This window comes from Thauera linaloolentis 47Lol = DSM 12138 (assembly GCF_000310205.1).
GTDB lineage: Bacteria > Pseudomonadota > Gammaproteobacteria > Burkholderiales > Rhodocyclaceae > Thauera > Thauera linaloolentis.
In genome coordinates this window covers 1-12,802 of sequence record NZ_AMXE01000026.1, presented here as the reverse complement: position 1 = coordinate 12,802, position 12,802 = coordinate 1, and the positions used below count along the sequence as shown (strand labels likewise).

Annotated in this window: 14 protein-coding genes; 13 read left to right on the top strand and 1 reads right to left on the bottom strand. The window is 67.6% G+C overall.

The genetic code is table 11. The features are described 5' to 3' along the window. The first annotated feature begins 22 nt into the window (after positions 1-22). Together C666_RS08910 and C666_RS08905 are read left to right on the top strand one after the other, a co-directional pair. Complete coding sequence (locus C666_RS08910; protein ID WP_004337173.1) at positions 23-211, top strand: DUF3460 family protein; 189 nt, start codon at positions 23-25, stop codon at positions 209-211. A gap of 49 nt (positions 212-260) precedes the next feature. Further along, positions 261-1,694: an exonuclease domain-containing protein gene (locus C666_RS08905; protein WP_004337172.1), complete on the top strand. Its 1,434-nt coding sequence runs from the start codon at positions 261-263 to the stop codon at positions 1,692-1,694. On the opposite strand, the gene C666_RS08900 is transcribed toward C666_RS08905, so the two are convergent. Next, on the bottom strand, positions 1,691-2,383 hold the full coding sequence (locus C666_RS08900) for a Crp/Fnr family transcriptional regulator (RefSeq protein WP_004337170.1): 693 nt from the start codon (positions 2,381-2,383) through the stop codon (positions 1,691-1,693). The two genes, C666_RS08905 and C666_RS08900, sit on opposite strands and share 4 nt — an antisense overlap. Before the next feature lie 250 nt (positions 2,384-2,633). Here C666_RS08900 and C666_RS08895 point away from each other — a divergent pair, with 250 nt between their 5' ends. The 11 genes from C666_RS08895 to C666_RS08845 form a co-directional block, all read left to right on the top strand. After that, positions 2,634-4,562, top strand: a complete 1,929-nt coding sequence (locus C666_RS08895) for a histidine kinase (RefSeq protein ID WP_004337168.1) — start codon at positions 2,634-2,636, stop codon at positions 4,560-4,562. Then, positions 4,562-5,212 carry a two-component system response regulator NarL gene (gene narL / locus C666_RS08890; RefSeq protein ID WP_004337166.1) on the top strand — a complete coding sequence of 217 codons (651 nt, stop codon included), beginning with the start codon at positions 4,562-4,564 and terminating at the stop codon, positions 5,210-5,212. Before C666_RS08895 ends, narL begins: the two co-directional genes overlap by 1 nt. 169 nt (positions 5,213-5,381) lie before the next feature. Then, the gene (gene napF / locus C666_RS08885) at positions 5,382-5,921 is read left to right on the top strand and encodes a ferredoxin-type protein NapF (protein ID WP_028792277.1); all 540 of its coding nucleotides are present in this window, start codon (positions 5,382-5,384) and stop codon (positions 5,919-5,921) included. Then, positions 5,918-6,172: a chaperone NapD gene (locus C666_RS08880; RefSeq protein ID WP_004337163.1), complete on the top strand. Its 255-nt coding sequence runs from the start codon at positions 5,918-5,920 to the stop codon at positions 6,170-6,172. Before napF ends, C666_RS08880 begins: the two co-directional genes overlap by 4 nt. Position 6,173: 1 nt before the next feature. Continuing rightward, positions 6,174-8,720: a nitrate reductase catalytic subunit NapA gene (napA, locus tag C666_RS08875; protein WP_004337161.1), complete on the top strand. Its 2,547-nt coding sequence runs from the start codon at positions 6,174-6,176 to the stop codon at positions 8,718-8,720. Positions 8,721-8,791: 71 nt separating this feature from the next. Then, positions 8,792-9,670 (top strand): ferredoxin-type protein NapG, encoded by an 879-nt coding sequence (napG, locus tag C666_RS08870; protein WP_004337159.1) that lies wholly within the window; start codon positions 8,792-8,794, stop codon positions 9,668-9,670. Further along, positions 9,667-10,602 carry a quinol dehydrogenase ferredoxin subunit NapH gene (gene napH / locus C666_RS08865; protein WP_004337157.1) on the top strand — a complete coding sequence of 312 codons (936 nt, stop codon included), beginning with the start codon at positions 9,667-9,669 and terminating at the stop codon, positions 10,600-10,602. Before napG ends, napH begins: the two co-directional genes overlap by 4 nt. Further along, positions 10,599-11,054, top strand: coding sequence for a nitrate reductase cytochrome c-type subunit (locus C666_RS08860; protein ID WP_028792278.1), 456 nt, complete (start codon positions 10,599-10,601; stop codon positions 11,052-11,054). Before napH ends, C666_RS08860 begins: the two co-directional genes overlap by 4 nt. 23 nt (positions 11,055-11,077) lie before the next feature. Further along, positions 11,078-11,707 (top strand): NapC/NirT family cytochrome c, encoded by a 630-nt coding sequence (locus C666_RS08855; protein WP_004337152.1) that lies wholly within the window; start codon positions 11,078-11,080, stop codon positions 11,705-11,707. A gap of 219 nt (positions 11,708-11,926) precedes the next feature. Then, positions 11,927-12,448, top strand: coding sequence for an RNA polymerase sigma factor (locus C666_RS08850; protein ID WP_004337150.1), 522 nt, complete (start codon positions 11,927-11,929; stop codon positions 12,446-12,448). Continuing rightward, the coding region (locus C666_RS08845) for a FecR/PupR family sigma factor regulator (protein ID WP_004337148.1) at positions 12,445-12,802 on the top strand (358 nt) is incomplete at its 3' end. The genes C666_RS08850 and C666_RS08845, both read left to right, overlap by 4 nt.

The window sequence follows — 12,802 nt, the reverse complement described above, 5'->3', positions numbered from 1 at the left end:
CCATCTCAATGGGGAGCCGACGATGGCGATGTACGAATCCGAGCACACCAAGTTCATGCGCGAATGGATGGCAAAGCATCCCGAGGAGCAGTCCGAGCAGAAAAAGGGCCGCGCCCTGTGGTGGGACAAGCCGCAATCGGTCGAGGAGCAGCAGCGTTTCCGCGAAGCGCGCGTGCCGGTGAAGCCCTACTATTACGACGCCAATCACTGAGCCGTCCTGCGTCCCTGACACGGCATCGGAAGGGGCGGGCGCTGAACGCATGAGCCTTCCGCGCCGGCTCGCCTTCATCGATGTCGAAAGCACCGGCGCCCATCCGGTGCGCGACCGCATCACCGAAATCGCCATTCTCCGTGTGGAGGATGGCGTGCTCGTCGACCGCTGGGAAAGCCTGGTCGATCCGGAAGCCCCGATTCCGCCGCTGATCCAGCAGATCACCGGCATTACCGACGAAATGGTCGCCGGCGCGCCGCGTTTCGAGGCCCTGGCCGATCACGTGCGGTCGCTGCTGGCCGATTGCGTGTTCGTCGCCCACAACGCCCGCTTCGATTTCGGCTTCATCAAGAATGCCTTCTCCCGCCTCGGGCAGCCGTTCGATGCCCATGTGCTGTGCACCGTCAAGCTGTCGCGCGCGCTGTTCCCGGAGCATCACCGCCACGGCCTCGATGCGTTGATCGAGCGCCACGGCCTGCAGTGCGGCGCCCGCCATCGGGCCATGGGCGATACCGAGGCCTTGTGGCAGTTCGTGCAGATGGCGCAGGCGCGCTTCGCCCCCGACGCGCTGCTGCGCGCGGCCGAGCGGGCGATGAAGGCGCCGGCGTCGCCGCCCGGCCTGCCTGAAGGGCTGCTGGAGGCCATTCCGGATGTGCCTGGCGTCTACTTCCTGCATGCCGAGCCGGAGGCGCCGCCGCCAGGGCGCAGTGACCGCCCCCTGTTCATCGGCCGTGCGGCCAGCCTGCGGGCGCGGGTCAGGGAACATTTCGCCGGCAACACGCGCAAGGGCAAGGATGCCGAACTGCGCGAGCGGACGCGCCGCGTGGAGTGGATCGAGACGGCGGGCGAACTCGGCTCGCTGCTATTGGAGGCCGAACGCGTCAAGCGCCTGCGGCCGCCCTGCAATCGCGCGCCGGAGGAGGGCGAGGACGCCTTTGCGTTGCGCTTTATCGACAACCGCCGGCGGCCGCCGATCTACGAGCGGGTGCCGGTTGCCGGCACCGATCCCGCTGCCTGGGCAGATCTGCACGGCGTGTTCCGCAACCGGCGCGAGGTGGACAACCGGCTGCGCGAGCTGGCCCTGTTGTACCGCCTGTGTCCGCGCCGCCTCGGGCTGGAATCCGGCACCACGGGGGCCTGTTCGGCGTTTCAGGCGCGGCGCTGCGCGGGCGTATGCGCGCGTCGCGAGACGGTGGCCGAGCACGATGCCAGGCTGCGCGGCGGCCTGGCATCGCTCGGTGTCAAACCTTGGCCGTGGCCGGGTGCGGTGGTGGTCGCCGAGCGCGATCCCCATTCGGGATGCGAGGCTTGGCATGTGTTCGACCAGTGGTGCCATCTCGGCAGCGTGGACCGGCGCGAGGACCTGCAGGCCGTCGACCGGGGCCGGCGCTTCGACGTCGACACCTGGCGGCTGTTGGGGCGCTGGTTCGGCGTGCCCGCCCATGCCGCGGCGGTCGAGCCGCTGGCGCCTGCGCCGTCCTAGTGCGCCGCGGCGCGGCGCAGCTGGCTGACCTTGTCCAGCACCAGGCCCCGGCGGCCCCGCGGGCGCACCAGGCCGTCGCGCACGAAGCGCGACAGCACGCGCGAGAAGGTCTCGGGCGTGAGGTTGAGCTGGGCGGCAATGGTCTGCTTGTCGGCGGCGAGGTGCACTTCCGCATGCTCCGCGCCCTGTGGGGCGAGCTGGGCCAGATACTGCGCCACGCGCTGCGTGCTGCTGAGCTGGATACAGAGCTGCATGTGCATCATCATCTCGTAGCTGGCTGCCGCGAGACGGGTGGTCATGGCTTCGGCGAAGGCGGGCACGGCGGCCATGGCCTCGCGCACCAGGGCGATCGGGACATGCAGCAGGCGGGTATTGCTCGCGGCCTGGGCCATCGCCATGGCGGGACGGCCGAGCAGGGCGGCTTCCTCGCCGAAGATGTCGCCCGCACCGACGATCCTGATCAGCTTTTCGCTGCCCGAGGGCGCGAGCAGCAGGCACTTCACTTCGCCATCGAGCACCACGTGCATACAGGTGGAGGTGTCCTGGGCCTGGATGAGGACTTCGCCACGTTCGGCCCGCACCAAGCGCGAGGCGGCCACCAGCCGGTGCAGTCGCGTGTCGTCGAGCAGATCGAACGGCGCAATCTCGCTCAGGCTGGGAATGCTGGGGGGGGCTTTTGCTCGTGTCATCGGGCGCTCCTGCTTGCTGGAACGAAGTCTAGACAGGGGGGCGCCCCCGTCAAAGGCGGTGCGCCGGCGCGATCGGCTGCGGCATACCTCCAAAGAGGTATCGGTACGTGACGCAAGTATTTGTAAACATTGGATGACGTGACTGGAGTCGGGCGCAATCCGGCGCTTGCAGGTATAAAGGGGTAGGCTGGGCGGAATGCCGGGAAACGCGCCGGGCGGGCGCTGGAAGACAGGGGGCTGGAGAATACGCATGAAGTTCGCGATGCCGCGCCTGTTCGTCAGGCATTCGATTCTGTTGCTGGTGGCGTTCGCCATGCTCGCCCTTGCGCTGATCAGCCTCGCCGGCATGAGCGTGTCGGTGATGGTCGCCGAAAGCGTCCAGGGCAGCGCCAGCGCGATCAACCACGCCGGCGCGCTGCGGCGGCTGACCCACAGGGCGGCGGGCCTGGTGGTGGCCGGCGCGCCGAGCGGAGCGACTTCACTGCGGCGGGTCGAGGCCGCGATCGCGGACTTCGAGCGCCTGCTGAGCCATGCGGAATTGCTGCGCATCGTGCAGCGCGAGCCCAGCGGACTGTTCGCCGCCACCTACCGCGGCGTCGAATCGTCGTGGCGGCTCAACGTCAAGCCCAACCTGAAGGCGGTGGCTCAACTGGGGCCAGCCACATCGGTCGATCAGATCGAAGCCCTGCTGAGCAATGTCGACCGCTTCGTCGACCAGCTCAATACGCTGGTGTTTGTGCTGGAGCAGGACACCGAGGCGCGCATCGAAGACCTGCGCCAGATCCTGGCCGGCGCCATCGTCGCCACGCTGGTGGTCATTGCCGCCGCGCTGGTCGTGCTGCGCGCTTCGCTGCTCAAGCCGCTGGGCGGGCTGCTGGCGGCGACGCGGGCGATCGCGCGCGGCGACTACTCCGCCCGCGTGGCCCATGTCGGCCACGACGAACTCGGGCGCGTGGGGGCGACCTTCAACCTGATGGCGGGCGAGATTTCGCGCCAGTACCAGACGCTCGAACAGCGGGTGGCCGAGAAGACTGCCGAGCTGCAGCGCAGCAATCGTGCGCTGGAATTGCTCTACCACGCGATCGGCCGTCTCTACCAGGCGCCGACCGAGCCGGCGGTATACGAGGCCACCTTGCGCGACATCGACCATGTCGCCGGCCTGCACGGCAGCTTTGCCTGTATCGAGCCCCGCCAGGGCGGGGCGGCGACGGTGATCGCATCGACCATCGGCCCCTGTGTCGATCGCACGGCGAACGGGGACGAGGCATGCAGCGCTTGTCGCGCGGTGTCGGCCACTGCCTCGGTCGACGTGGGCGAACACAAGCTGCTGCGCTTCCCGCTGCGCGACCGTGAGCACCATTACGGCATGCTGCGCCTGGCGCTGCCCGCCGGCGGCGGGCTGGAGGACTGGCAGCGCCAGCTGGTGGAGGCACTGTCGCGCCACATCGGCATGGCGCTCGGTGCAGCCCGGCGCGGCGAGCAGGAACGGCTGCTGGCGCTGCAGGAAGAGCGTTCGGTGATCGCGCGCGAGCTGCACGATTCGCTCGCCCAGGCGCTGTCCTACATGAAGATCCAGATGAGCCTGCTGCAGCGCGCGCTGGCCGATCCGGCCCGCCTGGCCGAGGCGGACACGATTCTTGCCGACCTGCGCAGCGGGGTGAACGACGCCTACCGCCAGTTGCGCGAACTCCTCGTGTCCTTCCGTCTAGAGCTGTCCGGCGACCTGGGCAGTCTGCTGCGCGCGGCGGTGGCCGAATACGGCGAGCGTGCCGGCGTCGACATCGCCCTCGACATCAGCCTGGCCGGCTGCAGCCTGACGCCCAACCAGGAAGTGCACGTGCTGCAGATCGTGCGCGAGGCCTTGTCGAACATGATGCGCCATGCGCTGGCGCGCCATGCGCGCGTCAGCCTGGCGTGCGACGGAATGGGGCAGGTCACGGCCGCGATCGAGGACGACGGTGTCGGCATCGACGATGGGCCGATCGACGGCCGCGACCACCATGGCCTGTCGATCATGCGCGAACGCGCGCGCAGCCTCGGTGGCGTGATCGAGATCGGCCGCCGCCGCGAGGGCGGCACCCGGGTCAGCGTCAGCTTCCAGAGCTTTTCCACCTTGCCCCCTTTCCCCCAGCCGGTCGCCCCGGCCGATGCACGCCCACAAGAAGAAGGAGACCGTTGATGAGCGACCTGTCCGTCGAATCCGTCCTGATCGTCGATGACCATCCCCTGTTCCGCAAGGGGCTCGCCCAGTTGCTGCAGACGGTGGAAGGCTTCCGCCTGGTGGGCGAGGCGACCGGCGGAGCCGAAGGCATCGAGATGGCGCGCGCGCTGCAGCCCGATCTGGTGCTGCTCGACCTCAACATGCGCGACCTCAACGGTCTGGAGGCGCTGCGCCAGCTGCGCCTGCTGCGGCCCGAGCCGAGGGTGGTCATGATCACCGTGTCGGATCAGGGCGAGGACGTGGTCGCCGCGCTGCGCGGCGGCGTAGACGGCTATCTGCTGAAGGACATGGAACCCGAGGCGATGCTGGAGGCGCTCGTCGCCGTCGCCGCCGGCCGGGTCGTGATTCCGCCCCAGCTCAACCACCTGCTGGCCGCGGCGCTGCGCAGCGAGGCGCGGCCGCAGTCGCTCGACGCCGCCGGCCTGACCGAGCAGGAGCAGCGCATCCTGGAAAAGATCGCCGCCGGGCTGTCGAACAAGATGATCGGGCGCGAGCTCGAGATCGCCGAAGGCACGGTCAAGGTCCACGTCAAGCACATCCTGCGCAAGCTCGACCTCCGTTCACGGGTGGAGGCCGCGGTGTGGGCCGTGGAGCACCTGCGGGTCTGATTTCCTCTTCCGCGCCGCCCTCCGAACCTCCCTTGCCGTCCGGCGCCCGCTGCCGATCTCCGTCCTGCATCTGATTCCGTTCTTGATCGGAGTCAATGACCGGGTTGCCGGTGTGGGCTTAAATCGGCACACACATATGGGGCGTAGTACATAAGGTTCGGGAGGTTTCGTGCAATCGGCTTCACCCACTCGACGGGGTTTTCTGCGCGGCAGGATGCGCGCGGTGGCCCCTGCCATGCGCCCACCGTGGGCGCTGGTGGAGCCGGTTTTCCTCGCCGCTTGTACGCGCTGCGATGCCTGCATCGATGCTTGTCCGACCACCATCCTGGTGCGTGCCGACGGCGGTTATCCCGCGGCCGATTTCTCCCTGGGTGAATGCACCTTCTGTGGCGAGTGCGCGGCGCGCTGCGAGCCGCGCGCGCTGGTGCGTGGCGCGGACGGCGCGGCGCCGTGGGCGCTGAAGGCGAGCATCGGCCATGGCTGTCTCGCCGAGTCGGGCGTCGAATGCCGTGTCTGCGGCGAGAACTGCCCCATGGGCGCCATCCGCTTTCGCCCGCGCCTGGGCGGCGTGGCCTTGCCGCAGCTGGATGACAGCGCCTGTACGGGTTGCGGCGCCTGCTTCGCGCCCTGTCCGACACGGGCGATCGCGCTGGGAGCGGAAGCTGCAGAAAGAATGCCGGACGAATTTCCGACGGGGAGCGAACGATGAAGATTGCAAGTCTGGTGCTGCGGGCGCTGCCCGCGGATTTCCCGGAAATCAAGGCGGCGCTGGCGGGCATCCCGGGGGTCGAGATCCATGGCGCTTCCGAGGAGGTCGGCCGCATCGTGGTCACCGTCGAGGATGGCGAGGGCTGGTCGGTCACCGACTCGATCCTCGCGGTGAATCTCGCCCCCAAGGTGCAGGCAGTGACGCTGGCTTACGAATATACCGATGACGGTCTCGAATTGACGGAGGCATGAAATGAGCATGAATCGACGCGAATTCATCAAGAACAACGCGGTGGCTGCGGCCGCCGCGACGGCCGGCATCGGCATTCCGGTGGTCACCCAGGCGCAGGGCGTTGCCAGCGCTGGCACCAAGGTGCGCTGGGACAAGGCGGCCTGCCGCTTCTGCGGCACCGGCTGTTCGGTGCTGGTGGGCGTGCAGAACGGGCGCATCGTCGCCACCCAGGGCGACCCGGACTCGCCGGTCAACCGCGGCCTGAACTGCATCAAGGGCTATTTCCTGTCCAAGATCATGTACGGCGACGACCGCCTGACCCAGCCGCTGCTGCGCATGAAGAACGGCAAGTACGACAAGAACGGCGACTTCACGCCGATCTCGTGGGACCAGGCCTTCGACGTCATGGAACAGAAATGGAAGGCCGCGATCAAGGAACACGGCGTGGACTCGATCGCCATGTTCGGTTCGGGCCAATGGACGATCTGGGAAGGCTATGCCGCCTCCAAGCTGATGAAGGCGGGCTTCCGCACCAACAACCTCGATCCCAATGCGCGCCATTGCATGGCCTCGGCCGTGGCCGGCTTCATGCGCACCTTCGGCATCGACGAGCCGATGGGCTGCTACGACGACATCGAGAACACCGACACGGTGGTGCTGTGGGGTTCGAACATGGCCGAGATGCACCCCATCCTGTGGAGCCGCATCACCGACCGCCGCCTGTCCAAGGAAGGCTGCCAGGTCCACGTGCTGTCGACCTTCGAGCACCGCTCGTACGAACTGGCCGACAATCCGATGATCTTCGTGCCGCAGACCGACCTGGCGATCCTGAACTACATCTGCAACCACATCATCCAGACCAAGCGCGTCAATACCGAGTTCGTCAATCGCAACGTCAAGTTCAAGATCGGCGAGGGCGACATCGGCTTCGGCCTGCGCCCCAACCATCCGCTGGAGGCCAAGGCCGCCAGCAACGGCTATCCGGGCGCCGACGGCAAGCCCAAGGGCGATACCGGCGCGGCCAAGGACTGCAGCTTCGACGACTTCGCCGCCTTCGTCTCCGAGTACACGCTGGAGAAGGTGTCGAAACTCTCCGGCGTGCCGGAAGACCGCCTGCTCAAGCTCGCCGAGCAGTACGCCGACCCGAAGCGCAAGGTCATCTCGTTCTGGACCATGGGCTTCAACCAGCACACCCGCGGCACCTGGGTGAACAACATGATCTACAACGTCCACCTGCTGGTGGGCAAGATATCCGAGCCCGGCAACAGCCCGTTTTCGCTCACCGGCCAGCCCTCGGCCTGCGGCACCGCGCGCGAGGTCGGCACTTTCGCCCACCGCCTGCCGGCCGACATGGTCGTCACCAACCCGGCGCACCGCCATCACACCGAAGAGCTGTGGAAACTGCCGGAAGGCACCATCCCGGCCAAGGTCGGCTACCACGCGGTGGCGCAGAGCCGGGCGCTGAAGGACGGCAAGATCAAGTGCTACTGGACCTCGACCACCAACAACATGCAGGCCGGTCCCAACGTCAATGACGAGATCTACCCCGGCTGGCGCAACCCGGAAGCCTTTGTCGTGGTGTCGGACGTCTATCCGACCGTGTCCGCGCTGTCGGCCGACCTGATCCTGCCGTGCGCGATGTGGGCCGAGAAGGAAGGCGCTTTCGGCAACGCCGAGCGCCGCACCCAGTTCTGGCGCCAGCAGGTTTCGGCGCCGGGCGAGGCCAAGTCCGATCTGTGGCAGTACATCCAGTTCGCCAAGCGCTTCAAGGTCGAGGAAGTGTGGCCGGCCGAGCTGATCGCGAAGAAGCCCGAGTACAAGGGCAAGACCCTGTACGACGTGCTTTACGCCAACGGCCAGGTCAACAAGTTCCCGCTGTCCGACGTCGAGAAGGCCAACGCCCACGCGATTCCGGGCTACATGAACGACGAATCGAAGGAGCTCGGCTTCTACCTGCAAAAGGGCTTGTTCGAGGAGTACGCCTCCTTCGGCCGCGGCCATGCCCACGACCTCGCCGACTTCGACGTCTATCACAAGGCGCGCGGCCTGCGCTGGCCGGTGGTGGACAACAAGGAAACGCTGTGGCGCTTCCGTGAAGGCTACGACCCCTACGTCAAGGCCGGCGAAGGCGTGAAGTTCTACGGCTACAAGGACAACAAGGCCATCATCTTCGCGCTGCCCTACCAGGACCCGCCCGAAATGCCTGATGCCGAGTACGACATGTGGCTGTGCACCGGCCGCGTGCTGGAGCACTGGCACACCGGCTCGATGACCCGCCGCGTGCCCGAGCTGCACCGCTCGGTGCCCGAGGCGCAGATCTTCATGCACCCGGACGACGCCCACAAGCGCGGCCTGCAGCGCGGCATGGCGGTCAAGGTGGTGTCGCGGCGTGGCGAGATCGTCGCCCGCCTCGAGACGCGCGGTCGCAACAAGCCGCCGGTCGGGCTGATCTTCGTGCCTTTCTTCGACGAGGGCCGGCTGGTGAACAAGCTCACGCTCGATGCCACCTGCCCGATCTCGAAAGAGACCGACTACAAGAAGTGCGCAGTCAAGGTGATGAAGGCCTGATCGACAGGAGACGCGAGCACCGTAGCCCCCGCCGGCCGGGGGGACGGCCCGGGCGCGGGCTCGCGATGACCATGAACGACAAAGTGAAACCGACCGCACGTGCCGCAGCCAGCGCGCCGTCGCCGCGCCGCCGCTTCCTGAAGGACGCGGCGGGCGTCGCCGGCGGCGCGGGCCTGCTCGCGCTCGGTGCGGGCATGTATGCGAAGCAGGCATCGGCATTGCCGGCCACTGCCATCCGCCCCCCTGGCGCGCTCGCCGAAGATGATTTTCTTGCGGCCTGCGTGCGCTGCGGCCTGTGCGTGCGCGACTGTCCGTACGACACGCTGAAGCTGGCCAAGCTCGGCGACGGCGTGGCGACGGGCACGCCCTACTTCGAGGCGCGCGCCATCCCCTGCGAGATGTGCGAGGACATCCCCTGTGTCGTCGCCTGTCCGAGCGGTGCGCTCGACCGCGGGCTCACCGACATCGGCAAGGCGAAGATGGGGCTGGCGGTGCTCATCGACCAGGAGAACTGCCTCAACTTCCTCGGCCTGCGCTGCGACGTGTGCTACCGCGTCTGCCCGGTCATCGACAAGGCGATCACGCTCGAACGCATGCACAACCCGCGTTCGGACCGCCACGCCATGCTGCTGCCGACCGTGCATTCCGAGCACTGCACCGGCTGCGGCAAGTGCGAGAAGTCCTGTGTGCTGCCCGGCGAATCGGCGATCAAGGTGCTACCGATCAAGCTGGCGCAGGGCTCGAAGGCCGAGCACTACCTGCGCGGCTGGGAAGAGAAGGATGCGGCGGGCGAATCGCTGATCGGCGATCAGGTCGAGCTGCCGGTACGCGGCCTGGAGGACAAGGCCTACGGCGACACCCGGGTGGCACCGGGCGAGGGGCCGCAGGTGCCCGACTACAAGCCGGCCCAGCTACCCGGCGGCGGCCTCGATTCGGGGTGGAAGCCATGAACGCGCAAACGGCTGCCGGCGCCAAGCCGGAACGCAAGGTCCCGCCCACCAGCGTGCGCGGCGCGGCGATGCGCGGTGTGGCGGCACGTCCCGGGCACGAGGCGATCGAGACCAAGGGCTGGCTGCGCGCGCACAAGTGGCTGCTGCTGCGGCGCGTGTCGCAACTGGGCATCCTGGCGCTGTTCCTCGTCGGGCCGTGGTTCGGGTGGTGGATCGTCAAGGGCAACCTGTCGTCCAGCCTGACGCTCGGGGTGCTGCCGCTGACCGACCCCTTCCTGGTCTCGCAGCAGCTCGCCGCGGGGCAGTGGCCCTACCGTGAGGCGCTGATCGGCGGCGGCATCGTGCTCGCCTTCTACCTGCTGGTCGGGGGGCGGCTGTTCTGCTCCTGGGTATGCCCGGTGAACCTCGTCACCGACGCCGCCGCCTGGCTGCGCCGCCGCCTCGGCCTGAAGGGCGGCAAGGCGCCGGCGGGCAACACGCGCCACTGGCTGCTCGGCTTCGTGCTGGTGATCGCGGCCGTCACCGGCTCGCTGGCCTGGGAGTGGGTGAACCCGGTATCGATGCTGCATCGCGGGCTGATCTTCGGTTTCGGCCTGGCCTGGGGCATCGTTGGCGGCATCTTCTTCTACGATCTGCTGATCGCGCCGCGTGGCTGGTGCGGCCACCTGTGTCCGCAGGGCGCCTTCTATGCCCTGCTGGGGCGGGCCTCGCTGGTCAAGGTGTCCGCCGCGAAGCGCAGCGCCTGCAACGACTGCATGGACTGCTTCGCCGTATGCCCCGAACCCCAGGTCATCCGTCCCGCGCTGAAAGGCGTGGGGCAGGACCACCCCCTCATTCTGGATGCCGACTGCACCACCTGCGGACGCTGCGTGGATGTCTGCGGCAAGGACGTTTTCCGTATTACGACCCGATTCAACAGGAGCGAGTCATGAGAAAGACCCCAACCCGAAATCTGGTGCTCGCGCTCATTGCCGCAGTCGGCTTTGGCGCGGTCGTGCCGTCCGCCGCGATGGCGCAGGGCGTCAAGAGCATCCGCGGCGCCGACGTCGCCGAGCAGGAGCTGCAGGTGGGCAATTTCCGCCAACTGCCGGACCAGGCGCCGATCGATCGCGAATACGTGCAGCAGCCGCCGCTGATCCCGCACAAGGTCGAGGGCTATGAAGTCTCGATCAACTTCAACAAGTGCATGGATTGCCACGCCTGGAGCCGCTACAAGGACTCGGGCGCGACCAAGGTCAGCCTGACGCACTTCAAGGACCGTGACGGCGGCGAACTGTCCAACATCTCGCCGCGCCGCTACTTCTGCATGCAGTGCCACGTTTCGCAGACCGACGCCAAGCCGCTGGTCGGGAACAGGTTCCAGCGCGCGGAAGGGCTGCGCTGACGCATCGACAAACGGGGATCGTCATGACCGACAACAAAAAGAGCCTGATGCAGCGCATCCGCGGGGCCGGCTGGGGCGCCATCGTGCTGCTCTTCGCCGCGGGCGTCATCTTCTGGGGCGGCTTCAACTGGGCCCTGGAAATGACCAACACCGAGAAATTCTGCATTTCCTGCCACGAGATGGAGGAAAACGTCTTCAAGGAGTACCGCAACACCATCCACTACCAGAACCGCACCGGCGTGCGCGCAACCTGCCCGGACTGCCACGTGCCCAAGGAGTGGGTGCCGAAGATGATCCGCAAGGTCAAGGCTTCGCGCGAGGTGTACGGCAAGATCATGGGCACCATCGACACGCCCGAGAAGTTCGCCAGCGAACGCCTGCGCCTGGCACAGAACGAGTGGCGGCGCATGAAGGCGAACAACTCGCAGGAATGCCGCAACTGCCACAACTACGAGTATTTCGACTACTCGGTGCAGGGGCGCCGCTCCAACCAGATGCACCAGACCGGCTTTGCCGCGGGCCAGACTTGCATCGACTGCCACAAGGGAATCGCCCACTCGCTGCCGCCGGTCGACCAGAACATCGGCGTCGGCCGCGATTCGGTCGCGCCGGACGTGATGCACCCGCCGGGGCATCCCGCGCAGCCCGAATAGGCGGCTTCCCGTTCGCATCGGGCCAGGAAACGCAGCGCCGGAGAAAGGCGCTGCGTTTTTTCGTTTCATGGCCGGAAAGGCATCGGCCGCGGCAGGGCGCCGGGTTCCGATTCCGGGCCATATCTGCAAGAATGCGTGCTCTTCTCACCCCCGGAACGCCAAGCCGCCGCCAGGATTCCGCAATGCGCTGCCTCAGCGCCGACATGTCCCGGTCCGACCGTGCTTGAACGCCATTACCCCGAACTGCTGAAGTTTCTCGTGCGCCAGATCCGCGACCGCGATGCGGCGGCCGATCTGGCGCAGGAAAGCTACGTCCGCATCCTCACCCTGCAGCAATCCGGCGAGGCCGTTGCCGATCCGCGTGCCCTGTTGTACCGCATCGCCCGCAACTTGCTGATCGACCGCCATCGGCATGGCGCGGTGCGCAATCACGAAAGCCTCGACGAGCGGCCCGATGCCGGCCAGCCCGCAGCGCCGCGCCACCAGCAGCCGGAGGAAATCTATGCCTTCGCCCGCTACGCCGAGGCCATGGCGGACGCCATCGAAAGCCTCCCCCCGCGCTGCCGTGAAGCCTTCATCCTCAACCGTTTCGACGGCCTGACCCACCAGCAGGTCGCCGAGCGCATGGGCATCTCGCGCAACATGGTCGCCCAGCACATCATGCGCGGCATCCTCGTCTGCAAGGCCTGCAGCGATCGTTTTCACTGCAGCGGCCAGGGCGGGGAGCGGCCGGCGCCATGAACGATGCGGCCCGCAATGCCGATGCGGAGGCGCGCGAACTCGCGGACTTCCTCGCCGGGCAGGCGCCTGTCCAGGTTGCCGCGGCCGGCTGGATGGTTCGCCGCCAGGATGGCCTGAGTCCTGAGGAAGAAGCCGAACTCCAGGACTGGCTGGCGGCCGATCCCGAGCATCAGGCCGCCCTGGATGAGCTGGAAGGCCTCTGGGGGTGCCTCGACGAGATCCCGCCCGAAGGCGTCGACAAGCTCAAGGCGGGCCTGTCCCCCGGCGGCGCGGGGCGCGCGCCGTCGGCTGTTGCTCCGCAGCCTGCCCGCGGCGAGGGGTGTGCGCCGCCGGCCCCGCCCGAATCGGCCGGGC